We start from the raw sequence: 24,268 nt of genomic DNA, 5'->3' as shown, positions 1-24,268 counted from the left end.
CATCCGGACTTCAAAAAAATAGAGAATCCAAATGAATGTTGTTACAAAAAGTATGATGTTGGCGGCAATGGTGAGTTTAGCCGCCTGCCAACAAGAATCATCAAAAACAGAAGCATCTGTACCGAAAGCGGAGCCTGTTACAATGCCAGTTACGGAGCCCGCTCCGGCACCTGAAATACCTACGGTACCCGGAACACCGACGACAAACGTCAGCGCCCCTATTCCAGAAGCGCCCATAGCCCATTTATGCCTTGGTGGTGAAACCATTTACCTTACTGCAAAAATGCAAAATGTGGTGTTAAATCCGGATGCCAATACCCTCTACAAGCTCGTGCCAACATCCAAACTGGTATCACTGTGTTTATCTGCCAATAACGATGCATTAATTTACCGTTATGGTGAAGAAAACAGCATTGAACTCGAAAGTGTTGCCACGGCTGATGCGCCCTTTAAAACCTACCACAACCAAGTAGGTCGAGTGGGTGAAGACTACTTTTCTTTTACGCGCGGCAACTACCAATATGTAGTCGTAGAATCGAGCGGTATGGGCAACGGCGTGTCACTTAGCGTTTATCAAGGTGATACAAAAATTGTGGATAAGTTTTCAGGCAATACGATGGATGAAGATTTTTATCAATCGTACCTATCCATTCCAGAAAATTTATTGGAAGTCAGCGAACCCGCCTCAGTTCGTGTTGAGTAAGCGTTAGGCTCGCGTGAAAGCGAGCTAATAGGACACCCTACTTGGCCCTAGTTTAGTTAAGTTTGAAACTGTTATTGAGGGTGTCCTGGCAGTATTATTGAGGATGACTTGATCGATTTTGCAGAGGCTAGCGGCAAGGATATGTCTCGGGTAAAAAATAAGATTTCGAAATACTACCTATAAGAGAGCATAACCAGTAGTTGCAATTCGTTCCGGGCCCACGGCCCTGTACCGGACGCCCTTTTCAGGGTACCGCTAAAAAAAATGTGTCAGATTCCCCTGAGGTGTCGAGATGTGGAAACCCTATCAAGAGAGAAATGGAAAGCTCCCGGATTTTCTGGTTGAGTATCGATTTTTTACCCCAGAGGAAGGCGGTAGACAATCAACTCCATTTCAGGGGTATAGATCAGACCTTCACTATGAGGGTGAGGATATAAACGTAGAAGGAATTTACGGTATCTGGCCTGAATTTCTAAATGAAGATGGTAGTGTAATATCCGAGGAAAACGAATGCGTACCAGAGTCAGGCAGGGCCTACATGTGGATTCTGTTCTCCGATGAAATGTCGAAATACCATACGCAACATGCGATACCTGGTCGAAAATGCTGGTTTATGGAAGGTTCTCGAAAAGTGGCAGAGGCTACAATAATTGAGCAAATTGCTTTGGTTCACGAAAAAAATTTTAAAAACTAACTAGGCGCTGCGCTTCTACTCAAAAAAGCTCTTCGCAGTATGCGCAGAGGAGTGCAGCTTTAGCTGGCCAAGCTCGCCATGAGAAGTAGGCAGATTCAGCAAAGGGTCAGCTTCGTCGCAAAATCGATGCGGTAACACCGGGCAAACCCTTAGCCCACCCGATGTTAACTAAATTGTCGCAGCTTACTTGCCCTACCGCCCCAAAGACCCCTCAAAATAATGATACGGCAACAACACCATCGGTTGGCCGCGGTACTCGACCAGATCTTGCAAATACTGCTGCCGATACAGATCCCGATTGAACACCAGTGCATCCGCCCCTTCTACATCGATCAGGTACCGCAAGTCTTGCAAGGATGACACGCTGGGGCGCGGGCTTTCGACCAGGAACACTTTATCGCGATCCGCGATGCCTGCTTGTTTGCGGGCAAGGTCAATGGCGTGGGTCAAACTGCCCAGTTCATCAACCAGGCCTGCGCTATGGGCATCTCGGCCGCTGTAGACCCGGCCCGCCGCCAGTGCTCGCATTTCGGCAACGGTGATGCCTCTGGCTTCTGCAGCCTGGGTCACGAAGGCATCGTAGTAACTGTCGAGGCGGCGCATGATGCCCGCGCGCTCGGCCGGTGTCAGGTCCCGGCTTGGCAGTGTCAACCCGGCAATCGGTAGGCCGATGCCTGCGGTTGCATCGGAAGAGGCACCCCGGCTAACGGAATCGCTGTTCAGGCGCAACCGGTCGCCCAGGCCGTCGTCCCACAGGCGCACGCCGGTCACGCCAATGCTGCCGGTGATGGTGTTGGGTGAGGCCACCAGTGTACCCGCGTGCATCGATACCCAGTAGCCTCCGGATGTCGCCAGCGAGCCCATCGATACCACGACGGGTTTTTCAGCCTGGGTCAGTTTCACTTCCTGGCCCAGCAGATCGGCCGCCAGTATCAACCCTCCCGGTGAATCAACACGCAACACCACGGCTTTAATCTCGTCGTCTTCGCGCAGTTCCCGAAGCGATTCCGCCAGTTCACGGGTGCGCATGCCGCTGTCGGTCGCGGTCATGCCGGTGGCATACACCACCGCAATGCGGTGAGCGGGGCCCCATTGGTTGTCGCGGGGCTCGCGCAGCACTTGCAACCCGTCGGGCGCTACCCGGCGAGGTTCGGTACCGGTCACGGTTTCCAGCACGTCATCCAGTTCGGAATAACGCGCCAGTCGGTCCACCACGCCCATGTCCAGCAAGTCTTCCGCGGTCAGTGACAGGCCACGGTCGATCAGTTGATTGAACGCATCGGGCGACAGGTTACGACCATCGGCCATGCTGCTTTGCCAGAGTTCGTAGAAACTGTCGATCATCGCCTGGCGTTGTACCCGGTCGGCAGCCGACATGTCGCTGCGCGACAGGCTCTCGAAGGCGGTTTTGTATTCGAGGTTGCGGAATTCGTCGACGCCAATGCCCCAGTGGGCCAGTAACTCTCCGAGGTAGGTACTGCCGGAGACAAAGCCTGGCACTGTCAGTGTGCCCATCGGGTCCAGAATGACTTCGTCGGCGGCGGATGAAAGCAACAGCTCAGTCATGCCGCCGTCTTCGATGTACAGCAACACGGTTTTACCGGAGTCGCGGAATTCATCCAGCGCGGTTTTGATTTCCCAGGCCATGGCGGCGGGAACTTGCATGCGCGTGGTGTTAACAACAATGCTGCCAACGTTGTCATCCAAACGGGCGGCGTCGATGTAGCGCAGGGTATCGAGCAACGAACGGCGGCGGTCGAACAAGCCGAAGGTCTGGTAAGCCATCTCGTCGTTCAGGCTCAGTTCAAGAACGTCGTCACCCCGGGTCGACCAGGCATCGAACACATTGCGGTCCCAGCCGCCGGCACGCAGCGAGTACGATTGATAGTTATCGCCCTCATCCACATGGTGTGACTGGGCGCTGAAACCAACATGACCGAGGCTCACTTGCAGGCCCGCCGTCACGGTTCCGGTATCAAAATAGCGGCCGGTCAGGCGAATGCCCGGCATGACTTCGGTGGCCGCCCCGGCCGACCAATGGCCGTCCTCAAAGTCTTCGTCGTTCCCCAGGGCGTAGTCGGCAAACACCGTCAGGGTTTCATTGCCGAAGGGGCGCACGGCCACGTCCACCACGCCCTGATAGTATTGCGTATCGGTGGCGAGCGTGCCGGTCAGGCCAATGGAGGTATAGCGATTGGGGCGATTGATCGAGCCCAGCGTGAAATGGGTGCGCAGATCCTGGCTTTCGGTATCGCCACCGTACCAGCCGATGGAGAACCCGCCGGCGCTGGCGTCGGTGCCGCCGCCAAACGCCAGTTTGTATTCGCGAATGGCGTCAGCACCCCGGTTATCCCGACCGAAGCTGAAGCTCACGCCCGGCGCGGCGAGTGTGGCGTTCCAACGCTGGTCGTCGTACAAAACGTCGTCGCTGGTCCAGTTAACGGTGACATCGCCTTCGGTCAGGTAATGCAACCCGGCCGGGTTATCGTAGCCGTACAACCCGAATTTCATCGCACCCGGCGACGTCAGTGAAAACTCGTTTTGCTGGTAATACCGTTGAAAACCGGTTTGTTCAGCGATCGCAGGCAAGCTGGCACAGACCAGCAATGGCAGAGTGATTAAACGGCGGCGCATGGCTCACGTCCTTATAGGCGATGTCAGACGTCAGCATAGGCCGATGCACCTATCTCAAACAGTAACGAAAGTCCTGTTTTTCGCGTCGATGGCTTAGCGGTCAGTGGCCTTCGTTAATGGGAACATCCCGGTCAAGCACCCAACACCGTTCATTGTTCTGGTACCCCAGGGGTTCGTAATAGGCGTTGGCCGACGGTGCTGCGAGCAGAATCAGTTTGCACTGTGGGCCAAGCTGTTGCTGCGTGACCGCTTGCAGCCGCTTACCGATGCCCGACTTCTGCACACTGGCATCGACCGCCAGATCCGACAAATAACAGGCATAGTGAAAATCGGTGACACTGCGGGCAATGCCCACCAGCAGGTCACCGTCCCAGGCACTGATGGTCAGGCTGGCGTTGGCCAGCATGCCTTCGATACAGGCGCGGTCATCCACGGGTCGGCGTTCCGCCAGGGTCGAACGCTGCAGCAGATCGATGAACTGATCTGCACTGAGCGGTGCATTTATGCGGTATTCAATGGTCATGAACTCGCCCTCCTGTTTGGTAAACGCGGCAGATCTTTCTGAACGGTCATCAGACGAACGTGAAGTCAGGCAAGGCATCCACAATGATCTGATGGTCATCCACGTCTTTTAGCCCGGTGACCGTAATGGTCCCAATCAAGCCCGCACCGGTCACGACGATCGGGATACAGCCGCCTTTGGCAATGTAATCATCATCGCTCAGGCCAAAATCCGCCGCCAGTGTTTTCCCTTTTTGCTCCAGATCGAGCCGGACCGCCAGTGAACTTTCCGCAAAATTCAGCGTTGTATTCACTTTCCGGCGAATCCAGTTGGCTTTGTCGGCCGACAAGTCATTGTCGATGAATTCGAAAACGGTTTGGTTCAACCGGCGGATCGACACGCCGATTCGGGCGTCCCGCTTGCGGGCCAGCTCGATAATTGCCAGACCCATATCCAGGGCCATCCGATTGGTAAACTGGTCGGTGATGAGTTGACGTTCCACAGGGGTTTCCTTTTTCAGTGGCAGGAAAGGAGATGCTTCATTCTTTCAGTCCCGACCACCGTTCTCAAGTGTTTAACGACAAGCGGCTGATGCCCACGCCGTTGCTTTTGACCCGACTGCCCTCACCTCCCGTACTATTCGCATAGGAATTCCAACTCACCGCAATCAGATTCAAGGACACACCATGAGTGATAACAGCTACACACCTCCCAAGGTATGGACCTGGGAACCGGGCAACGGTGGCCGGTTTGCCAACATCAATCGGCCCATCGCTGGCCCCACTCACGATAAACCGTTGCCGGTTGGCAAACACCCGCTGCAACTGCATTCACTGGCCACGCCGAATGGCGTTAAAGTGACCATCATGCTGGAAGAACTGTTGGCCGCGGGCATTACCGGTGCCGAATACGACGCCTGGCTGATCAACATAATGGAAGGGGATCAGTTTGGCTCTGGCTTTGTGGAAGCCAACCCCAACTCCAAGATACCCGCCTTAATGGACCACAGCGTCACCCCGCCACAGCGGGTGTTTGAATCCGGCTCCATCCTGATGTACCTGGCTGAAAAATTTAACGCCTTCATTCCCGACACCCCGGCTGGGCGCACAGAATGCTTCAACTGGCTGTTCTGGCAAATGGGCAGCGCCCCGATTCTGGGCGGTGGCTTTGGCCATTTCTACGCCTACGCACCGGAAAAATACGAATACCCCATCAACCGGTACACCATGGAAGTAAAACGCCAGCTGGATGTACTTGACCGCCACCTGGCTGACAACACCTACCTCTGTGGCGATAGCTACAGCATCGCCGACATGGCCGTTTGGCCCTGGTACGGCTGGCTGGTTCAAAACAAGGTCTACGAGGCCGCCGAATTCCTGGAGGCAGATGGCTACACCAACGTCGTTCGCTGGGCCAACGCCATTGCTGAACGGCCTGCGGTGAAGCGCGGTGTGAAAGTGAACCGCACCTGGGGCGAGCCGGACGAACAGCAACCGGAACGGCATGACGCCAGCGACCTGGACTGAGCCTGGCCTGCCCAACTGACTCGGGGCTGGTTGCCGTTACTGGCCAGACCCCGTGTTGAGGTACACTCTCTTACCCCCTCTTCAGGAACCGTCGTATCATGAGTTTGTTTGAACACCAGACAGTGGACCATGCGCTCCTGATCAACCGGCTGGACACCGAAGAGGTGCTCGGCTGTGCCATTGAGCGCCCATTTGAACTGGATGGCCATCGCTGGCTGACGGCCGAACATTACTACCAGGCCATGAAATACCCGGGAAAACCCCGCTTTGACGACATCCGCAATGCCCCAACCGCCGAAGAAGCCCGAAAACACGGCCGCGGCTGGCTAAAACGCACGCGGGAAGGCTGGCCCGCTCTTCGTACCCGAGTGATGACGCGGGCGCTTTACACCCAGGCACACACCCACCCCGATTTTGCCCGGGGCCTGCTGGCGACCGGCGAGCAACCGATCCGGGAGAATGCCCTGTACGACTATTTCTGGGGCACGGGTCGCGATCAGCGTGGCGAGAATGCCTATGGGACTGTGCTCATGAATGTTAGGGAGAAATTGCGTCAGGAAGCTGGCTGAACTGTATTCCGCCATTGCCTGACCTAGCCTACATCGCCCCACTCCCGCTTGACCCCAATGCAGAAGCATCACCAGGCGCGTAGGCTCAGCCTACTCCGTTTACAGCCCCTATTGCCCATGGTTTAGCAGTTCCAAACCCGCCCTCACCAAACCTCTCACAGCGCTGTTTTCGGTTCGTTTAATCTTTTTTGCATTCGTATGCAAAAAGAGTAATATCAAGATATAAAACAACGACAGCCCACCGTGATTGGCCCAGGAGAAAACCATGGCGAGTAGCAAAACCCTGAACAAAGATGCGCTAACGTTCGTTAAAGCACCCGAGCGCAATGCCCAGAGCGACAGTACGTCAGTTGAAGGGCTGGTTGCCGACATCATTCGATCGGTCCGCGAGCGCGGCGATGACGCCGTTCGGGATTATTCCGAACAGTTCGACAAGGTCCGTCTGGATGCGTTCGAGGTCTCCATGGCAGACCGCGAGCTGGCTGTAGAACGCCTCGACCCGCAAACCCGGGCCGATACACAGTTTGCGATCGACAACGTTTCAGCCTTTGCCAAAGCGCAATTGGGCTCGCTGTCGGAAATCAATGTCGAGATCTTGCCCGGCGTACACATGGGCCACCGCAACATCCCGCTGGACCGCGTGGGCTGCTACGTCCCCGGTGGCCGCTACCCGCTGTTGTCCGCGCCCATCATGACCATTGTCCCCGCCAAAATAGCCGGCGTAGGCGAGGTGATTGCCTGCCTGCCACCCAATGCGCACGAGGCCATGATCGCGGGTTGCCACCTCTCAGGGGCGGATCGTATTTTCCGAATCGGTGGCGCCCAGGCGATTGCCGCCATGGCGATGGGCACCGAATCCGTGCCGGCCGTTAACAAGATCGTCGGCCCGGGCAATGCCTTTGTGAACGAGGCCAAACGCCAGGTATTCGGCCCCATCGGAATCGACCAGTTGGCCGGCCCCTCGGAAATCTTCGTACTGGCCGACCACACCGGCGATGCCGAACTGATCGCGACCGATTTGCTGGGCCAGGCCGAGCACGATGTACGCACCCGGGTCGGCCTGATCACGACCGACAAAGCACTGGCCGAGGCGGTGGTTAAGGAAGTCGACCGCCAACTGCAAACGTTGTCGACGGCAGAAACCGCGGCCCAGTCCTGGCGCGACTACGGCGAAGTGGTGTTCTGCGAGTCCGAAGCCGACATGCTGGCCTATTCCGAGGACGTTGCGGCCGAGCACTTGCAGTTGCACACGGCCGACCCCCACGCCACTGCCAAACAACTGAACAATTACGGGTCATTGTTTATCGGCGAACTGGCCAGCGTGGTGTATTCAGACAAATGCTCCGGCACCAACCACACTCTGCCCACCATGGGCGCCGGCAAGTACACTGGCGGGCTCTGGGTGGGCACCTACATCAAGACCGCAACCCACCAGTGGCTGACCGAAGAAGGCGTAAAACAGGTGGCCCCTTCCGCCACCCGCCAGAGCAACAGCGAAGGCCTGGAAGGTCATCGCCGTGCAGCTCAGATTCGCGTGGACCGGATGGGTCAGTAAAGCAGGATGATGGAGCACCCTGGCGGGTGCTCGGATTTGGCAGAGGGGCATTAACCCGCGTCGGCTACCGGGTTTGCTCCTGTGGGGTCGGCGTGAACCCGTCCATGGGGCCTAGACCGCATGATATGAATCCCCTCCATGGGATTCACCCTTCGGGCTCGCTGCGCTCATGCTAAAACGCTCCCGGCGTTTTAGTCCATGTTGCGGACTACCCCACAGGAGCAAACCCGGCACCCAACGCTCGCCTCTCGACAGAATCGTTATATATATGAAGACACAAGACTTTTTAGGGTCGGCATCCAAACGGGTGTCGGCCCTTTTTTTATAGATTGGGTTTTACTACGGAGTGGTCGGTGCTTTGTTCAAACGCATGGCCAATCTGGCAGAGCCTGGCTTCGTCGTTGCGCTTGCCGATGATCTGCATCCCGAGCGGCAGGCCGTTGGAGAACCCTATGGGAACCGTCAGGGCCGGGTGACCGGTCAGGTTGAACGGAAAGGTGCGCATGGGTGTCCAGACCGGCTGGCCGTCGGTAAAGGCGGCAAACGCCGGCGCGGGCGTCAGCGTGGTGAGGGTAATCAGGGCATCAACGCGGTTTAGCACTTCATCCATCTGGTCGCTCAGGCGCTGTTGCATGGCTCGCGCTGCTGCTAGATGCTCTGGCGATAATACGGCGCCGGTGATCAGGTTTCTCAGCGCCGCCCGGCCATAGCGTTCGGGCAGGGTGCCCAGCGTTTTCTTGTGCACCGCCAGTGCTTCGGCCTGCAATATAACCGTACCCACCGCTTCAAACAGATCGTAATCCGGCAAATCGACCGGCTCAATACGGGCTTCCAGCAGGCTGAGCTGGGAGGCGGCCGCATCCATGGCGGTCACCGCCTGCGGATCGACTGCCGGGTCATCAGCGAACCAGTCGCGGCCATACCCCAGCCGCAAGCCGGCCAGGCTCTGCCCAAGCAACTGGCTAGCAGCGGGGGCGTCAGCAGGTTCGGCAAAGGCATCGAAGCACAGTGCCGCATCCGCCACGCAAGCCGCCAGTGGGCCGATATGGTCCAAACTGTCCGACAGGGGAAACACACCCTGTCGGGACAATCGTTCGTACGTTGGTTTAAGCCCGACGATGCCGCAATACGACGCCGGGCTGCGCACCGAGCCACCGGTGTCGGTACCCAGGGCACACCGAACCAGGCCACCGGCGACTGCCGCGGCTGAACCTGAGGATGAGCCGCCGGTGATGTGATCCGGGTTCCAGGGGTTGCGCGGCGGTGGGTTGGGTTGGTCGAACGCTGGGCCAGTCAGTGCGAACTCGTAGGTCGCCACTTTGCCGAGCAGCACTGCACCCGCTGCCTGCAGTCGCTGTACCAGCACCGCATCGTCTGTCGCAGTCTGGCCATCCTGCACGTGGGATCCACAGCTCGTTACACTACCGGCAACATCAAATACATCTTTCAGGGCGATGGGGATACCGAGCAGGGGCAGGTGATCGCACTCCCCCTCCGCCAATCGGGCATCCGCCAGCCGTGCCTGGTTAAGCACCGCCTCCGGATCCACATCAATAAAAGCATACAGGCGGTCGTTCTGTTGCTCGATCCGATCCAGATAGGCCTGAGCCAGCTCGACGGCGGTGAACCTCCCATTGCGCAATGCCTGCCCCGCTTCCGCGATGCTCAGGTCACAGGGGTGAGTCATGGTCAGCCTCCACGGCCCGCATTGCTGCGCACACGCGCTCGGCCTGCTTCAGTAGGGCCTGTGCCGCCGGCAACGCGGCCGCCTGATCATCCGGGGTGATGGTCAGGCCCTGTTCCGTCAACAGTCGGCTGAAAACCTCCGCAGTGAGTTCGTCACCGGTACTGTGTTGTGCTGCCATGCTCAGGTCCTTGTGGCTTCAAACGCCGCCCAGGCTTGTTCAAAGGCGGCAAAATCAAATGACGCCGAGCGAGCGGGTTCGAGCACCAGTTTTTCAGTAGCGAGCAGACGTTCAATGGCGTCGGCCAGCACGGGAATCACGGCTTCGGGAATGACCAGCGCGCCATGGCGATCAGCATGAATCAGATCGCCCGGGGCTACCTCCATGCCGAACACCGTTACCGGCGTATCGAAGGCTTCAACCCGCACAAACGCATGGCTCGGCCCGATGCGACCGGCCAGTACCGGAAAGTCAGTTGGCAAATCACCCAGATCCCGCATCACGCCATTAGTGACCACACCCGCCAGGCCAAAGCCCTTGTGCACGGTGGTGTTGATCTCACCCCAATAAGCGCCGACGGCGTCGTCACCATCGAGGTCTTCAATCACGACCAGCGACGGGCCGGTCGACTCCGCCATGTAGCGGTAGTAATCCATCCGGCGCTGACGAATCACGGCCGGATCTTCCGTGGAGGGTACCAGGGCGGCTATTGTTGCGGTTCGGGCGTAGCCAACCAGGGCGCCAGCGTTCGGGTCTGATGCCAGCAGCGTTTGCCGGGTATAGTTGGCAAAGCCGCGCTGCCCCTGGGCCACTTCGATGGCATTGCATACGGTGGGCGTATCGACGGTTTGCAGTCGTTTCAGCAAATCGGGCGTTAGCGTGCCTGCTGTCATAATGCCTCCAGCCATTGAGCCATGGCCTTGTTGGTTTCGATCGGTTTTTCCAGAGTGACAAGATGCCCTGCCGCCGGAATAACATCCAGGCTGGCATGCGGCATCAGTTCACTCATTAAGGTATGGCGTGAAACCGGGCACAGCCGGTCCTGTTCGCCGCAGAGAATCATCGCCGGGCTGCGGTACTGACGAAGTGTTTCTGTCTGGTCCGGCCGGTGCATCAATGCTTCGGATTGCCGGATAAAAACATCGGCACCCAGCGATTCCGCCATAGCAAAACAAGTGGCCAGAATGGGCGCCTGAGTTGTCTCAGCCGCTAGATAATTGGGAAACGCCTTGTCCACCAGCATATCCAGCAACCCACCCTCCCGGGCTGTTTGCATTTGCGGGCCCCGACCTGCCTTAACGCGGTCGTCTTCGGCCAGCGGGTTGGTATCCAGCAAGGCCAGACCCACCACGCGGTCCGGCGCCTGGCGCACCACTTCCATGGCGACAATGCCACCCATCGACAGGCCGGCCAGTGCAAAGCGTTCCGGTGCGGTCGCCAGTACCGCGCGAGCCATGTCCTCAACCCGGTTGTGCCGGGTCAGGCACGCCACCTGCACGGCACGCTCGGCCGAGAAGTAATCTATCTGTGGCGTGAACAGCCGTGCATCACACATCATGCCGGGCAGCAAAACCAGAGGCATATTCATGGTATTCAAACCTGCCGAGTCAGGCCGGCTGGATCGTCCGTATTGCGCACCCGGAACAGGCTGGCTTCGCCGCTCATGGCAGGCACCAACTGGTGAGTCAGAGCTGGCGGCACGGCGCAGGTATCACCCGGTGCCAGGGTTATCTCACCGTCAGCCCAACTCAGCTTCCAGTGGCCGCGCATCACCATCAGCACCGAATGCCGGTCCGATTCGATGGGCGCGTCGTTACTGGATGCACGATTGATAAATTCCAGTTCGAAGCCAGGGCGGTCTTTCAACAAACCCTGCTCCGAGATCACCTTTAATGGGGCGCTGTCGGCCATCGCCATCATGTCCCAGTAGCGGGCGACAAAGTGCGGAACCACATCAGACGCTGCGGGCTCGGGAAACTGCTTCAATTCCTCGTCGGTCAATAACGGCATGGGCTTAACACCCGCTGGTAACGACTGGCCTTTCTTCTGATCGTACAGTTTGCCGTCGTCACCGAGAATCAGCCCGTAGTCTTTGGCGTCGGTAATTACCTGCGGCGCCCAGACCACGCCGCCACCGGCATCGTCGCCGCCGAGGATGGCCATGATCATGCCATAGTCGGTACCGATGTTTTCGAAACCGCGAAAAATGCCGGTGGGTATGTTGAACACATCGCCCTCTTCCAGCACGACTTCACCGGCATCGCCCCAGCGGCCCCAGAAAAACCGCCAGCGGCCTTTCAACACGAAAAACACTTCGGCCGTTCGGTGGGTGTGCAGACTGTTGCGGCAATGCGGCGGTTGGCCGGCAGCCCCGATATTGAAGCCGGGGGTTTCAGTGATGTGTACATGCTGATCGGCACTTTCGGAGACACCGCCCCCGATGATGGTGAAGTTTTCTTTCTGGTTTGAGCCCGGTGTATGGGCATCGATGAAGGCACTGCGACAAGGCTGTAATTCACCGTACCGAACCGTACGTGTCTCCATGTCTTTTTGCGTAACCATGATCGTCAATCACTCGCTTCAGCAATGTTTGAATTAACCTTTTGAGAGGGTGCGGGTAGACCCGCGCTCAACCAGGGAGACCGGTATTCTCACCTTGCTCGGTTCCGTCGCCCGGCCTTCAACCATATCCAGCAACCGGTTCACCGTTTCGTCGACCATGGTGTCGACATCCTGACGAATGGTCGTGAGATTAAACGACGGCCAGGCGGCAATGGGTACATCGTCAAACCCGACCACGGCCACATCGTCGGGAATCGACAGATGAAACTCATGGCGTATGACATCCATGGCGGCAAACGCCATGTGATCGTTGCCGACAAACACCGCATCCGGCTTAGTGTCCATGTTGAACAACCGACGTGCGGCTGCCGCTGCCTGGTCGTAGTGAAAATCGCCGACTTCGCGTGCGTATAGGGATTTGCCCGCGGCTTTCAGCCCTTTCAGGAACCCCTGCTCGCGCAGAATCTGGGTGGACGCGCCTTCAAACCCGGCCAGATAAGCGATGCGTTCATAGCCACCCTTTACCAGCAATTCTGCGGCTAGCTCACCGCCGGCCCCATTCTCACTGGTGACTGAACTGAGCCGGTCGTCGGCCTGATCCCGGTTGAACAACATGACCGGAATGCCCTGCGACGCGCATTGCTCCGCCAACGTTGAAGACATCGATACCGACAGCATCAGAATGCCATCGACCTGATAATCCAGCATTTCCTGAACAATGGGTTCGACATCGCCCACGGTTCGGGAGGCCATGAACACCAGGACGTGATAGCCCTTGGCCTGCAAGCCAACCGACAACAACTCAATCACTTCCGGATAAAACTGGTTTTCAAAATAGGCGACGACCAGACCGACAATTTTGCTTCGACCAGTGATCATTGAACGGGCCAGCACATTGGGCCGGTAACCCAGCTCATCGGCCGCCGCCTGAATCAATGCGGCTTTCTTTTTGGAGACCGACCCACCAGGCGTGAAGTAACGCGACACGGCGGACTGGCTGACACCGGCATGGCGCGCCACATCGTGTGAGGTTATCTTGGTGTTGTTCATCAATGCGCCCTCCAGCCGCCATCGACACTTAAGGCACTGCCGGTAACCAGGCTCGAAGCGTCTGAAGCCAGGTAAAGCACCGCCCCCATGATGTCTTCAACTTCTCCAACCCGATCCAGCACGATATTGTTCTGCAGCCACTGCATCCGTTCGGGATCGGCAAAAGTCGATTCGGTCAGCGGTGTGCGAATGAAGGTCGGGCACACCGTATTCACCCGAACGCCCGCCTTGCCCCACTCAATTGCCATGGCTTTGGTAAAACCTTCAACGGCGTGTTTAGTGGCGCAATACACGGAACGATCAACCCCGCCGACGGTGCCCATCTGCGAAGAGATGTTAATCAGCGAGCCGGGCTTGCCAGCATTTAACAAGCCACGCGCAACCGCCTGTGTCAGAAAATAGGCGGCACGCACGTTCAGGTTCATGGCCTGATCAAAAGCCTCGGGTGTGGTATCAACCGCTGGGCCATGACGGCCTATACCGGCGCTGTTAACCAGAACATCGAACGGGCCGTGCTGATCAATCCAGTGAGCGGTTGCTTCAATGTCGGTGATGTCCAGCCGAACGGCTTCGGCGGCCTGGCCGCGTTGTTCGAGCTCAGCAACGGTTGCTTGCAGTTTATCCAGCGAACGGGCCGCCAGATAAACCCGGGCACCCGTGCCGGCCAGCGCGGCAGCACAGGCCTGGCCAATGCCCGACGAGGCGCCGGTAACCAGCGCCGTCTTACCGGTTAATTGAAAAGACGGTGTTTGGGGAAGTGTCATTGCGCAGCGGTCCCATACTCAACGTGTCGGTTGCCATAGCGACGAACTCTGACATTGGCTTGTTCGGCATGGCCTACGAAACCTTCGAGTATACACAGTCTGGAACAACGGGCACCTATGTCGGCCGCCGCTTCATCGGTGGTGATGCGCTGATAACTGTGGGTTTTCAGATACTTGCCCACCCAAAGCCCGCCCGTATACCGACCCGCTTTTTTGGTGGGCAGCGTGTGGTTGGTGCCGATCACCTTATCGCCGTTAGAGACGTTGGTTCTCGGCCCCAGAAACAGAGCACCGTAGCTGTGCATATGCTCCAGATACCAGTCGTCCCGGTCGGTCATGATCTGTACGTGTTCGTACGCCATCTCATTGGCCAGATCGAGCATTTCTTCATGGGTCGAGCAGAGGATAACGTCGCCGTAATCTTCCCAGCTTTTACGGGCGGTTTCTGCGGTTGGCAGGATTTCCAGCAAGCGGTCAACTTCTTTGAGTGTCGCCTCGGCCAGTTCACGGGAGGTAGTCAGCAATGCCGCAGGAGAGTTATAGCCGTGCTCTGCCTGGCCCATCAGATCCGTCGCGCACAGTTCGGCATCGACGGTATCATCGGCGATGACCATGGTTTCCGTCGGGCCGGCGAACAGGTCGATGCCTACCCGGCCAAACAACTGCCGTTTGGCTTCGGCAACAAAGGCGTTGCCAGGGCCAACCAGCATATCCACCGGTGCGATGCTTTCGGTACCAATGGCCATGGCACCAACGGCCTGAATACCACCGAGCACATAGATTTCATGAGCACCGCCCAGATGCATGGCGGCAATAACGGCCGGGTTGGGTTTGCCATGAAACGGCGGTGTCGCCGCGATGATGCGTGGTACACCCGCCACTGCGGCGGTCACAACCGACATATGGGCCGATGCCACCATGGGAAACTTGCCCCCGGGAATGTAACAGCCGACCGACTGCACTGGAATGTTCTTGTGGCCCAGTATCACGCCGGGCAAGGTTTCGACTTCAATGTCGGTCATTGAATCACGCTGCGCCTGGGCAAAGTTCCGCACCTGGGTTTGAGCGAATTTGATGTCGTCAAGGTCCTGCGGCGATACCTGTTGAATCAGCTCATCGATCTCTGACTGGCTCAGACGAAAAGACGCCGGGCTGTAGTTGTCGAATTTTTCAGACAACGTTTTAACGGCATTGTCGCCGCCCTGCTCGATTTCAGTCAGTGTTTTCTCAACAATATCGCGTACTTTCTGATCATCGGCACTGCGTTCATTACCGGGTTTGTTTTTCTTTAAATACTCTATGCTCATGGGATCGAGTCCTGTGTTGCGTTTATTCTGTTTTATTAAATGTCCTGGGATAGCCGGTCACCGCTTTCAGCATCGAACAGGTGGCAGTGACTGGGGTTAATCCCGATACTGACCTGCGAACCGATTTCGGCCCGAAAATCCTTGGGTGCTTTAATGTTGATCAGCTCCCCGCCGACCATCAGCGCGATCATTGATGAATCACCCAGCAACTCCATGGCATACACCGGTGCATTGATCGCGTTTTGCACCTCTTTCAGTTCAGCGTCCTCGGCGCGAAAGCCGAGGGTGATTGGGCCCGAATGCTGGCTTGGCAGGCCTTCAATGCGAATGTTCTCTGCGCTAAAAACGCCGGACTCAATCGTGCCCTTGATCAGGTTCATCGCCGGGTTCCCAATAAAGCCGGCCACAAAGGTATTGGCCGGGTTATCGTAAATTTCGGTAGGCGTGGCAATTTGCTGAATGCGGCCAAGGTTCATGACGACAACGCGATCAGCCAGCGTCATTGCTTCGATCTGATCGTGGGTGACATAGATGGTGGTGGTCTTCAGCCGGAACTGCAGGTTCTTGATCTCTGCCCGTGTCGATACCCGCAATTTGGCATCCAGGTTCGACAGCGGTTCATCCATCAGGAACACCGTGGGCTTGCGCACAATGGCTCGGCCGAGCGCAACACGCTGACGCTGCCCACCCGACAATTCGGCCGGCTTACGATGCAGAAAGTCCACCAGGTCAACCATCTCCGCGGCCTTCATCACCTGTTCGTGATGCAGCTCTTTGGGGACTTTGCGAACCTTGATCGGAAAGCGAATGTTTTCATACACCGTCATATTCGGATACAGGCCATAGCTCTGAAACACCATGGAGACATCCCGGTCTTTGGGTTCAAGCTTGTTGACCATCCGGTCGCCCAGCCAGATCTCTCCGGAAGAGACATCCTCAAGGCCGGCGATCATTCGCATGGTGGTCGATTTACCACAGCCCGATGGCCCCAGTAATACCAGGAATTCCTCGTCTTTAATGTGAAGATCAAAGTTGTCGACACCGGACACTTTGCCCCAGCGTTTACAGACGTTGTTCAGGCGGATCTCAGCCATCTTGTTACCCCTTCACTGCGCCAGCGGTCAGACCGCTGACGATCTGTCTTTGAAAAAACATCACCAACATAAACAGCGGCACGGTTGCCGACACCACCGCTGCGACGGCATACATCACAGCACCTTCCGTTTGCACGGTGCCGAGGAAACTTGCAATTTTGGGGACCATGGTCTGGTTATCCTGATTCAACAGCATGGCGGTTACCGCGAAGTCGTTATAGGCCAGCAAAAAGCTGAACAACCCGGTGGTGATCACCCCTGGCCACATGACCGGAATAACCACCTGGCGAAACGCCTGAAAGCGGGTACAGCCATCGACCATGGCGCTTTCGTCCAGGTCTTTGGGAATGGACAGGAAAAAACTGTGCAGCATCCACAAGGCAAACGGCTGGTTGATCGCGACCAGAACAATGATGGCCGTCGGTAAAGCGCCCCAGACGTTCCATTCGAAAAACGGCAGCATGTAGCCAGACACCAGCGTAATGTGAGGCATGGCGCGAAATACCAGAGCCGTGATCAGAATCCACAGCGTATAGCGCCGGGCTGACCGGGCGAGTGCATAACCGCCGAGTGTTCCCAGCACCAGAGAAATGGCAGTAACCGATACCGTGACAATGACGGTATTCCAGGCTGCCTTCCAGAAATCACGCTCTATCCAGGCACCCTGATAGCCGTCACCGGTGAACGCACTGCCTGTTTGCCCGATGGTGTTCAGGCCGGTGATGGCCAATTGCCAGTTCTCGCGGGAAAAGAAATCGGCCTCGACCTTGAACGAACCCCAGACCGTCCAGAGAAACGGGAAGGCCGCTACGATTAACCACAACACCAGAAACAGGCTCGAGGTGGTCGACAGCAGCAGCGGCCGACGATTAACGGTTGTTTGTTCCATATCGAAAACCTCTCTACGCCTTGCGATTAAAGTCACGCCAGAGCCGGACCAGCACAGGCATCAGCAGTACAACAACACCGAATACGGTAAGCACTGAAGTAGCAGCGGCTGAACTGTATTGCTGATCGACTTGCCCGCGCAGGTCGTTGAATATGTTCCAGGATAAAGACGTAGCGTTGGCTTCAGCACTGAAACCAACGATGGGTTCAAACACCCGGAAATTATCCATCAGTTGAACCAGCGCAACGAAGGTAGCCAGAGGAATCAGATGGGGAATGACCACATAACGGATACGCTCCCACCGGCTGGCGCCGTCGATTTTTGCTGACTCCAGCGTATCCGACGGTACGGTTTGCAACCCGGCATAGAACACCACAAACGAGAACGGCGCCATGCTCCAGACCCCGTAGACAATCAGCGTCACCCAGGTCAGTAACGGGGAGGCGCGCAAAGACAGGTCCGGATCGTCAAACAACAATTGCAAATTCGACCCGATAACACCCTGGGTGTTGATCATCCAGAATAAGATCAGCGACCCTACCAGTGGCGTCACAATCATCGGTAACAACGAGAAGAAGATGATGGGGCCTTTAAGAAATCTCGGAATGGAGTTGACCGCAAGCGCGATCGAGAAACCCAGTGCCATTCCCAGCGGAGTAACAATAAAGGTGTAGACCAGGGTAAACGACAACGCCTTGTAGAAAGGGAGGTTATACATTTGCCGGGCTATATCCGCCACGCCCTCATTGTCACTGAATATGCGACTGACTTCTTCTGTGGCCAGGTGCCGGCGGTCAAAATAGGTTCCCAACCCGTTGAACTGCCCCATAGGCTGCGCTTCCTGCAGGGCCTGAGTGGCGGCGGTATCTACCCGGGTTTCACGTTCACAGCCAAATGGACCGCAATTTTCAACCTCCACCAGAACCCTGGGGTGCTCTACGTGCAACGATTGCACAACGATCGACCCTATGGGTAAGGCGATGAACAGGATCATCGCAAGCAGAGAGGGGAAGATGAACGCAAAGAATGTTTTATGAGTCATGTTGGAGCTCCATGCGCCTGGAAGTGGGTGCTGCCATTTACAGTGGCAGCTCCCATGCTCTGATCAATTAGCCAGACCGGCCTCTCTGACCGAGGCAAGGTAACTTGCTTCTACATCCATCAGTGCCTGTTCGGCACTTTCACGGCCTTGCATGAAATCAGACAATTCAGTACCCAGGGCTGCGTGCATGTACCCCATGAACGGACTCATTGGATAGCCTCGGGCACCCAGACGGGCGGTTTGCAGTACGCCCTGAGCCGTGTCTGGCGCATCAAAATCTTTGATCAGCCAGGTAGCAGCGTTGGGGTTCTGCTGCGCCATGTCAGGACGAATGCCGTACATCATGGCCTGGAAGGATGCCTCAGCGTCTTCGTCACTGATGTTCTTGGCAATGGTAAAGCCATCCCACCAGAGCGCCGCAGCCGGTGTATTGTTACCGTGTGCGGTAGGTGCCGGTGCGAGAATAGTGGCCTCGGAAATTTGCTGATTACCACTGTCTTCGCCCAAATGACCTGCGACCATGGAACCCCACTGGTTCATGATCGCCACTTCGCCTGCCAGGTACATTTGCTTCATTTCATCGGCGGTCACGGTCAGGTATTCGGGTGACATGTACTCGGTCAGCGTTTTCATCATTTCCAGCGTACGGACCCCCGCCTCGTTGTTCAGTGCTGGCTGTGCCGACCCGGCTTCAAAAAACTGGCCACCCATACCCAGATGCATGTTGACGAACTCGGCAGCCAGGTACCAGCCGGCCTCGTAGGTGGCGGCAAGCGGGTATTCCATGATGCCTTCACTGCGAATCATTTCCGCGACGTCAATAATCTCTTCATAGGTTGCCGGTGGTTCCACACCAAGGTCATCCAGAATATCGCCGCGCATAAACAAGTGCTGGGCGTTACCCATGAACGCAATGGCAACGATGTCGTCGCCAGTTCGGATCAGCTGGTTTGGCAACAGGTCTTGTCCGTATTTTTCGACCAGGTCGTTCAACGGGCGAACCAGATCCGCAGACAACAGCGGGCTGATTGAGTTGTTGGCAATCAACGCGACGGTGTACTCCGCCGGGGTGATCGTCAGTGCGGGAACCTGGATGTTTTTGTGCTCGGTGGTCAGGTTCACACGAACGGTTGTTCCTGACGAGGCACAGGCACTGGCCTGATCCGTCACCGTGCGTATCGAATCAAAATCGTTACCCAGGATGCGGACGGAGCCTGAGCTGATATTACACTCAGCAATGGCACTGCCTGCGAACAGGGTCAGTGTCGCACCGACCAGCGTTGTGATTGTAGCTTTCTTCATGACACTCTCCGTACAGTTGCTTTTATTGGACGTTCTGTTTTGGAAAGGGAGAAAAATACGCTTTCTCCCGGGCGTTAATTCGGGTTTATCGGTTAGTCGTCTGTCGGTTCCGCATTAGGTTGAAGGTCTTGTAACTGGGCCATTTTCAATTGCATCAGCACCGAGAGTTCATCGTACACGCACCACTCATCGACGATTTTGTCGTGCTTGTAGTGGAAGTGAGAGATGCCCATGACTTGCAGACGTTTTCCAGTCGGATCGCCCAGCGATTCCAGGCCCCCGTAACCAAGGTGATGCCCTTCAAGAACCCAGCGAACGGCCACTTTGGTGCCACCTTCTACACACTCGACTGAACTGACGTGTTGCGGTTGGAAAACGGCATCGGGCATTGAACCGACCAGGCCGATGACCTGGTGCATAACCGCGGCGACACCGTAGAGTTCTTTCATCAACGGGCCGTGGTACATGACCGTCGGCGCGTACACATCTTTGATGGTGCCAAACATTTTCCGGTTCCAGACATCGTGCAGCCATTGCAGTGTCCGCTCTTCCAGGGCGTTATTGGCGATGCTGAGATCGGCTGTTTCTGCGGGCGGGTACTGGCCAATCATTAGGCGGTTTTCGCCAATATCCAGGTTGGTCAGACCCTGGGCTAGTTTGCCTCTGGCAATTTTTTCAGCAAACGCATGAGGATCCAGACCCAGCTGTTTGAAAATGGCCATCTGGTCTGCGACAACCCATTCACGGTAAATCTTGTTTTCGTAAACCATGCAGTCAGCAATGGTACGGGAATGAAAGACCCGGCCAGTCGCCGGACCCAGATGCCCGTTCTGGCTGTGCCTTCCAGAACCAGTCACCAGATGCGAGGTGTAGAAACCATCGGTGTCGTTGCCATTCCAGATAACGTGAGTCGCCATACCACGACGCTCGGGGAAACTGACCAGGCGCTGAATGGTGTCGCGCACCACGTCTTCCCGGTTGTACATCGTGCCCATGGTTCCGTAGAGCACGCAATTGTGGGTGTAATGGGTGTAGATCAGCCCGACATCCCGCTCATCCCATATCTTGTGGGTGCAGCGCACGATGTAATCGACAATGTCGGTGTAGCAATCATCAAAGCCTTTCATCGACTGCACACGCGGGCGGTCTTCGGGAACCAGGTCAACAAAATCCAGACGCTCGCACTGCAGGACAGCGGCATCCTGTTGCGTTGGTGTGCTGGTTTTCCGGGCTTCCGACTTAGTAGATCGACTGTCGTTGCTGTCGGCTTTGGGGCTGGTCATGGCGGCGGCTCCTGAGGCTGCAATTGTGGATTGGCACGGGCTTGAGAGGGCTCAAAACACCTGAACATAGAGCTACAATAGACTTTTTGCATACGAATGCAAATATTTTTAATCGCGTCTTTTAGCGGATGGAAAGTGGGATTGCCAGGGGAGTCTGAGCGAGTGACTGGGTGTCAACAGCCAGGGCTGAATCAACCATTTCAAATCAAGAGGTTAAGTGAGTAACAGGGTTCCCGTGAACGTTTACGGGACCCTTAGAGGTTGACCATGCGGTCAGAGTTGCGGTGATTTAACCGATGAATCTCAACACCGCTTTTCGACTACTTTTTTAGAAACAGATAGAGGCCGACAGCAAAACTTACGGCACCGCCTATGTAGAACATCATGACTCGGTCGGTCTCCGAGCCGGTAACGAGCTCAGTCACTTGCGAGCCGACCGATTCCGACAGCTGGAAACCCCAGAATGCCAGGCCCGCTCCCAGCACCAGTAATGCGATGCCGATCGCCTTCAACGGCAGCCCTGTACCTTTACTCATGGTCATCTCCTTGTCGTTAATCCAGGGAGCCTCTGAACGACTCCCCCAGGTATGTTGCTGGCGCTATTCACCAGGGTCGTAAACCGGTCATACACCAGCGCACTAGATTGCTCCTTTGACCACGATACTGCAATATCACAACAAGGCCCATGCGGCTTCTGCCTCAGCCTACAAGCCAATTACCGTTTGCCCGTTCGCATTTGGCTCGGATAACGCCGCCGCTGACGTTCAAAACCAAGACGGCCAGGGGCTGCAGTCCTGCCACCTTGCTGTCGCAGCCGCTTGCGTTTGAAGATATTATTGGGCACCACCACTGACAACCTGGCCCCTATGATTCAACCGATTTTGCGGAGAATGACACTGCTGATTCTGACCGTGCTCAGCATGGCAGCGCAGAGCGCTCCTCTGGTGGTGGCAGGCACCGCCGAGCCACCCTTCAAAATGTACGAAGGACATCGCGTTATAGGAATAGATGCCCAGATCATGGGGCGGGTGCTAGAGACACTTGAAATAGACTACGAGCTCCACTTGCTCGATTCAGGCAGCCGGATGTTACGGGAGGCCGAGGCAGGGCACATCGACGTCATCATGAGCCTTTCTTACAGTGAGGAGCGGGCTGAATCCTTGCACTACCCAAACGCTTCGTACAAACAGCTCAGCTGGCGCTTCTTCATTCGCACAGAAGACGTCGGGACCATTACTTACTCCAGTCTGGATGACCTGAAAACCTGGCGCATTGGCGCCGTGCAGTCATGGGCCTATACACCGGAATTCTGGGCAGCGCCGCTGAACCGAATGGTGGTGACCGATCACCGACTGTTGATTGACATGCTGTTATCAGGCCGTATTGATATGGCGCCCATGAGTGCTGCAGAAACACTCTATCTCATTCGAAACCGCCAGGTTGAAGGCCGCCTGACGTTTCTCGACAAGCCCTTGTCGACCCGGCCTTACTATAACGTCTTCCTGAAGAACTCTACTCACCCCGATATGCCGCGGCTCATGTCGCAATACGATCGTGTCATTGAAGAACTGAAAGCCAGCGGGTTCATCGATCAGGTGTATCAGGAGCACCTTGGCGTCAATGCCAGTATCAACTGATCTTGCCGCCGCTTAGTGGTTGGCGGTCTCTCTTCCAGTAGTCCATGTCTGGAGGTCGGCCATCACGTCTCGATGCCAGAATGTCTGAGCGAATTCCGGTCGCCATCTAACGACCGGAATTACTTTTACGACATTATTCAGACAGTTCCGGGGCTTCATTCAATAACGCAGGATCCCAGTGCTCGGTCGCCTTGCCATCCTCGATGCGCCAGGTATCAAACCAGGCCGTTGTGTACGAACCGTTAGGGCCTTCTACCCGGCGCGGGTAAATCACGGTAACCAGATCACCTTCAGCCATAACTTCGGAAACAGGTGTACCGAGCTTCTCGGGTATCGGTGATGGCTCTACCTGCAATACGTCCGTAAAGAAATAGACCAGGCTTTCCAGGCCATTGGCTGCGTTCGGGTTGTGCTGAATGTAATCGTCAGCGATGTACTGATCGGCCAGATGCCACTGGTTAGCTTCCAACAAGTCTTTGAGGATGTGATACACCACCTGTTTGTTTTCATGCAACTGGGGGTCGTCGCTGGTGAACAATGCATCGGCGTTGGGCGTTGCAACGACGGGGGTATAATTGGCGGGCGTTTCGGCCATGGCTGGTACCAGCGTGAAGCTGGCGATCAATAGTGAATAAACCAGGTTTCTCATAAGAAAGCTCTCTCGTTCAGGTTAAGATGAATTCAGGACATCAGCGCTTGGCGCCAGTCACGAGAGGAATTTAATGACATCACTTACTTATAACAAGTACCTACAAAAAGGTAAGTATGGGAATTACAGAAAACAGACTGTTGACCCGAACTGAAAACAGCAGGGCTGATCGTAAATCGAAACCGGGAATGTACCCGCCACGGTTCATGACGTCCGAGAGATGAAGTGGGGGGCTGATGCTCCGTCGACTGACCCGTATCCGCCTGTTTGAACGGCCTCGCTGAATGGGCATAACGGTCGCCAGCGAGGAGAGTCGCTGCTAATCCAGTGCTGCCTTGGTCCGTACAGACTTGCGCTGCCGGGTCTGCTGTACTTTCAGTATTCGCGGAAGGCTTTGTTCGATCCAGTCCGTCAGGTGGCGTACTTTCTCTGCCGCTTCGACGCCCAGTGGTGTAAGGCTGTATTCAACATGAGGAGGCACCACGTCGTAGGCAACACGATTCACCAAGCCGTCCCCTTCAAGACTCTGCAGTGTTTGCGCCAGCATGCGTTCGCTGACACCGCCAATTTTGCGCCGCAATTGGCTGAAACGATGCGTTCCGGACTCCAGTGCAATCAACACCAATATGCCCCAGCGACTGGTCATATGCTGAAGCACCACACGCGACGGGCAGTCTTCAGCCAGGACATCGGCCTGTTGTAGTTTCTTGCTAATTCGCATGAGTTCACCCAGATGTGATTACACTAATTAAAGTGTAAGTATATTCACTAGGGTAAGCAACAAGGGGGCTGGGGAACGCCGTTGGCCTGCTCTCTTTTAC

The 24,268-nt window shown here is 56.2% G+C and carries 25 protein-coding genes; 6 read left to right on the top strand and 19 right to left on the bottom strand.

The features are described 5' to 3' along the window. Window positions 1–31: 31 nt before the first annotated feature. The gene (locus tag EP166_RS18080) at window positions 32–703 is read left to right on the top strand and encodes a hypothetical protein (RefSeq protein ID WP_127559697.1); all 672 of its coding nucleotides are present in this window, start codon (window positions 32–34) and stop codon (window positions 701–703) included. 292 nt (window positions 704–995) lie between these two features. Next, window positions 996–1,397, top strand: coding sequence for a hypothetical protein (locus tag EP166_RS18075; RefSeq protein WP_127559695.1), 402 nt, complete (start codon window positions 996–998; stop codon window positions 1,395–1,397). A gap of 192 nt (window positions 1,398–1,589) precedes the next feature. Here the strand turns inward: EP166_RS18075 and EP166_RS18070 are convergent, their stop codons facing one another. From EP166_RS18070 to EP166_RS18060, 3 genes are all read right to left on the bottom strand, one after another. Then, window positions 1,590–4,031, bottom strand: coding sequence for a S49 family peptidase (locus EP166_RS18070; RefSeq protein WP_127559693.1), 2,442 nt, complete (start codon window positions 4,029–4,031; stop codon window positions 1,590–1,592). 100 nt (window positions 4,032–4,131) lie between these two features. Further along, window positions 4,132–4,554: a GNAT family N-acetyltransferase gene (locus EP166_RS18065; protein ID WP_127559691.1), complete on the bottom strand. Its 423-nt coding sequence runs from the start codon at window positions 4,552–4,554 to the stop codon at window positions 4,132–4,134. 49 nt (window positions 4,555–4,603) lie between these two features. Further along, the gene (locus tag EP166_RS18060) at window positions 4,604–5,035 is read right to left on the bottom strand and encodes a heme-degrading domain-containing protein (protein WP_127559689.1); all 432 of its coding nucleotides are present in this window, start codon (window positions 5,033–5,035) and stop codon (window positions 4,604–4,606) included. 184 nt (window positions 5,036–5,219) lie between these two features. On the opposite strand from EP166_RS18060, the gene yghU reads away from it, so the two are divergent. The 3 genes from yghU to hisD (EP166_RS18045) all read left to right on the top strand — a co-directional run bounded on the left by yghU (window position 5,220) and on the right by hisD (EP166_RS18045) (window position 8,183). Next, window positions 5,220–6,059 carry a glutathione-dependent disulfide-bond oxidoreductase gene (gene yghU / locus EP166_RS18055; RefSeq protein WP_127559687.1) on the top strand — a complete coding sequence of 280 codons (840 nt, stop codon included), beginning with the start codon at window positions 5,220–5,222 and terminating at the stop codon, window positions 6,057–6,059. Window positions 6,060–6,157: 98 nt separating this feature from the next. Next, on the top strand, window positions 6,158–6,628 hold the full coding sequence (locus EP166_RS18050; RefSeq protein ID WP_127559685.1) for a riboflavin biosynthesis intermediates N-glycosidase: 471 nt from the start codon (window positions 6,158–6,160) through the stop codon (window positions 6,626–6,628). 265 nt (window positions 6,629–6,893) lie between these two features. After that, window positions 6,894–8,183, top strand: coding sequence for a histidinol dehydrogenase (gene hisD / locus EP166_RS18045; RefSeq protein WP_127559683.1), 1,290 nt, complete (start codon window positions 6,894–6,896; stop codon window positions 8,181–8,183). Window positions 8,184–8,505: 322 nt separating this feature from the next. Here hisD (EP166_RS18045) and EP166_RS18040 read toward each other — a convergent pair whose 3' ends face one another. The 14 genes from EP166_RS18040 to EP166_RS17975 all read right to left on the bottom strand — a co-directional run bounded on the left by EP166_RS18040 (window position 8,506) and on the right by EP166_RS17975 (window position 21,697). Continuing rightward, window positions 8,506–9,870: an amidase gene (locus EP166_RS18040; protein WP_127559681.1), complete on the bottom strand. Its 1,365-nt coding sequence runs from the start codon at window positions 9,868–9,870 to the stop codon at window positions 8,506–8,508. After that, entirely contained in the window at window positions 9,854–10,048 is a 195-nt protein-coding gene (locus EP166_RS18035) for a hypothetical protein (RefSeq protein ID WP_127559679.1), read from the bottom strand. The genes EP166_RS18040 and EP166_RS18035 overlap by 17 nt, the downstream gene beginning before the upstream one ends. 2 nt (window positions 10,049–10,050) lie before the next feature. Continuing rightward, entirely contained in the window at window positions 10,051–10,761 is a 711-nt protein-coding gene (locus EP166_RS18030) for an RraA family protein (RefSeq protein ID WP_127559677.1), read from the bottom strand. Beyond that, window positions 10,758–11,456, bottom strand: coding sequence for an alpha/beta fold hydrolase (locus EP166_RS18025; protein ID WP_127559675.1), 699 nt, complete (start codon window positions 11,454–11,456; stop codon window positions 10,758–10,760). Before EP166_RS18025 ends, EP166_RS18030 begins: the two co-directional genes overlap by 4 nt. 5 nt (window positions 11,457–11,461) lie before the next feature. Continuing rightward, window positions 11,462–12,430, bottom strand: a complete 969-nt coding sequence (locus EP166_RS18020) for a cupin domain-containing protein (RefSeq protein WP_220432630.1) — start codon at window positions 12,428–12,430, stop codon at window positions 11,462–11,464. Window positions 12,431–12,463: 33 nt separating this feature from the next. After that, window positions 12,464–13,480, bottom strand: a complete 1,017-nt coding sequence (locus EP166_RS18015; protein ID WP_127559673.1) for a LacI family DNA-binding transcriptional regulator — start codon at window positions 13,478–13,480, stop codon at window positions 12,464–12,466. Then, window positions 13,480–14,244, bottom strand: a complete 765-nt coding sequence (locus EP166_RS18010) for an SDR family NAD(P)-dependent oxidoreductase (RefSeq protein ID WP_127559671.1) — start codon at window positions 14,242–14,244, stop codon at window positions 13,480–13,482. Before EP166_RS18010 ends, EP166_RS18015 begins: the two co-directional genes overlap by 1 nt. Continuing rightward, a complete protein-coding gene (gene hisD / locus EP166_RS18005; protein ID WP_127559669.1) occupies window positions 14,241–15,551 on the bottom strand; it encodes a histidinol dehydrogenase in 1,311 nt (436 codons plus the stop codon). Before hisD (EP166_RS18005) ends, EP166_RS18010 begins: the two co-directional genes overlap by 4 nt. A gap of 35 nt (window positions 15,552–15,586) precedes the next feature. Beyond that, on the bottom strand, window positions 15,587–16,645 hold the full coding sequence (locus EP166_RS18000) for an ABC transporter ATP-binding protein (protein WP_127559667.1): 1,059 nt from the start codon (window positions 16,643–16,645) through the stop codon (window positions 15,587–15,589). Window positions 16,646–16,649: 4 nt separating this feature from the next. Next, entirely contained in the window at window positions 16,650–17,534 is an 885-nt protein-coding gene (locus EP166_RS17995) for a carbohydrate ABC transporter permease (protein WP_127559665.1), read from the bottom strand. Window positions 17,535–17,547: 13 nt separating this feature from the next. Beyond that, window positions 17,548–18,576 carry a carbohydrate ABC transporter permease gene (locus EP166_RS17990; protein WP_127559663.1) on the bottom strand — a complete coding sequence of 343 codons (1,029 nt, stop codon included), beginning with the start codon at window positions 18,574–18,576 and terminating at the stop codon, window positions 17,548–17,550. Window positions 18,577–18,639: 63 nt separating this feature from the next. Next, window positions 18,640–19,878: an ABC transporter substrate-binding protein gene (locus tag EP166_RS17985; RefSeq protein ID WP_127559661.1), complete on the bottom strand. Its 1,239-nt coding sequence runs from the start codon at window positions 19,876–19,878 to the stop codon at window positions 18,640–18,642. A 92-nt stretch (window positions 19,879–19,970) separates the two neighbouring features. Continuing rightward, a complete protein-coding gene (locus tag EP166_RS17980) occupies window positions 19,971–21,161 on the bottom strand; it encodes a nuclear transport factor 2 family protein (RefSeq protein WP_127559660.1) in 1,191 nt (396 codons plus the stop codon). A 320-nt stretch (window positions 21,162–21,481) separates the two neighbouring features. Further along, window positions 21,482–21,697: a DUF3185 family protein gene (locus EP166_RS17975; protein ID WP_127559659.1), complete on the bottom strand. Its 216-nt coding sequence runs from the start codon at window positions 21,695–21,697 to the stop codon at window positions 21,482–21,484. Window positions 21,698–22,051: 354 nt separating this feature from the next. On the opposite strand from EP166_RS17975, the gene EP166_RS17970 reads away from it, so the two are divergent. Next, window positions 22,052–22,798, top strand: a complete 747-nt coding sequence (locus EP166_RS17970; protein WP_164744004.1) for a substrate-binding periplasmic protein — start codon at window positions 22,052–22,054, stop codon at window positions 22,796–22,798. Window positions 22,799–22,931: 133 nt separating this feature from the next. Here EP166_RS17970 and EP166_RS17965 read toward each other — a convergent pair whose 3' ends face one another. Both EP166_RS17965 and EP166_RS17960 read right to left on the bottom strand, forming a co-directional pair. Next, entirely contained in the window at window positions 22,932–23,447 is a 516-nt protein-coding gene (locus EP166_RS17965) for a nuclear transport factor 2 family protein (protein ID WP_220432629.1), read from the bottom strand. A gap of 319 nt (window positions 23,448–23,766) precedes the next feature. Beyond that, on the bottom strand, window positions 23,767–24,168 hold the full coding sequence (locus tag EP166_RS17960) for a winged helix-turn-helix transcriptional regulator (RefSeq protein ID WP_127559656.1): 402 nt from the start codon (window positions 24,166–24,168) through the stop codon (window positions 23,767–23,769). Window positions 24,169–24,268: the final 100 nt, after the last annotated feature.

The sequence above is a fragment of the Saccharospirillum alexandrii genome, assembly GCF_004000275.1.
Classification (GTDB): Bacteria; Pseudomonadota; Gammaproteobacteria; order Pseudomonadales; family Natronospirillaceae; genus Saccharospirillum; species Saccharospirillum alexandrii.
Note: the sequence above shows the minus strand (reverse complement) of the source record. Positions and strands in the feature narration are given on the sequence as shown.

Bases quoted from the DNA above. Each gene is read 5' to 3' on its own strand.
- EP166_RS18075 (WP_127559695.1), top strand. From the start codon at position 996: ATGTGGAAACCCTATCAAGAGAGAAATGGAAAGCTCCCGGATTTTCTG.
- hisD (WP_127559683.1), top strand. From the start codon at position 6,894: ATGGCGAGTAGCAAAACCCTGAACAAAGATGCGCTAACGTTCGTTAAA.
- EP166_RS17970 (WP_164744004.1), top strand. From the start codon at position 22,052: ATGACACTGCTGATTCTGACCGTGCTCAGCATGGCAGCGCAGAGCGCT.
- EP166_RS18030 (WP_127559677.1), bottom strand. From the start codon at position 10,761: ATGACAGCAGGCACGCTAACGCCCGATTTGCTGAAACGACTGCAAACC.
- hisD (WP_127559669.1), bottom strand. From the start codon at position 15,551: ATGAGCATAGAGTATTTAAAGAAAAACAAACCCGGTAATGAACGCAGT.
- EP166_RS17985 (WP_127559661.1), bottom strand. From the start codon at position 19,878: ATGAAGAAAGCTACAATCACAACGCTGGTCGGTGCGACACTGACCCTG.
- EP166_RS18050 (WP_127559685.1), top strand. From the start codon at position 6,158: ATGAGTTTGTTTGAACACCAGACAGTGGACCATGCGCTCCTGATCAAC.
- EP166_RS17980 (WP_127559660.1), bottom strand. From the start codon at position 21,161: ATGACCAGCCCCAAAGCCGACAGCAACGACAGTCGATCTACTAAGTCG.
- EP166_RS17960 (WP_127559656.1), bottom strand. From the start codon at position 24,168: ATGCGAATTAGCAAGAAACTACAACAGGCCGATGTCCTGGCTGAAGAC.
- EP166_RS17995 (WP_127559665.1), bottom strand. From the start codon at position 17,534: ATGGAACAAACAACCGTTAATCGTCGGCCGCTGCTGCTGTCGACCACC.
- yghU (WP_127559687.1), top strand. From the start codon at position 5,220: ATGAGTGATAACAGCTACACACCTCCCAAGGTATGGACCTGGGAACCG.
- EP166_RS17965 (WP_220432629.1), bottom strand. From the start codon at position 23,447: ATGAGAAACCTGGTTTATTCACTATTGATCGCCAGCTTCACGCTGGTA.
- EP166_RS18010 (WP_127559671.1), bottom strand. From the start codon at position 14,244: ATGACACTTCCCCAAACACCGTCTTTTCAATTAACCGGTAAGACGGCG.
- EP166_RS18080 (WP_127559697.1), top strand. From the start codon at position 32: ATGAATGTTGTTACAAAAAGTATGATGTTGGCGGCAATGGTGAGTTTA.
- EP166_RS18000 (WP_127559667.1), bottom strand. From the start codon at position 16,645: ATGGCTGAGATCCGCCTGAACAACGTCTGTAAACGCTGGGGCAAAGTG.
- EP166_RS18070 (WP_127559693.1), bottom strand. From the start codon at position 4,031: ATGCGCCGCCGTTTAATCACTCTGCCATTGCTGGTCTGTGCCAGCTTG.
- EP166_RS17990 (WP_127559663.1), bottom strand. From the start codon at position 18,576: ATGACTCATAAAACATTCTTTGCGTTCATCTTCCCCTCTCTGCTTGCG.
- EP166_RS18015 (WP_127559673.1), bottom strand. From the start codon at position 13,480: ATGAACAACACCAAGATAACCTCACACGATGTGGCGCGCCATGCCGGT.
- EP166_RS18025 (WP_127559675.1), bottom strand. From the start codon at position 11,456: ATGAATATGCCTCTGGTTTTGCTGCCCGGCATGATGTGTGATGCACGG.
- EP166_RS18035 (WP_127559679.1), bottom strand. From the start codon at position 10,048: ATGGCAGCACAACACAGTACCGGTGACGAACTCACTGCGGAGGTTTTC.
- EP166_RS18040 (WP_127559681.1), bottom strand. From the start codon at position 9,870: ATGACTCACCCCTGTGACCTGAGCATCGCGGAAGCGGGGCAGGCATTG.
- EP166_RS18020 (WP_220432630.1), bottom strand. From the start codon at position 12,430: ATGGTTACGCAAAAAGACATGGAGACACGTACGGTTCGGTACGGTGAA.
- EP166_RS17975 (WP_127559659.1), bottom strand. From the start codon at position 21,697: ATGAGTAAAGGTACAGGGCTGCCGTTGAAGGCGATCGGCATCGCATTA.
- EP166_RS18065 (WP_127559691.1), bottom strand. From the start codon at position 4,554: ATGACCATTGAATACCGCATAAATGCACCGCTCAGTGCAGATCAGTTC.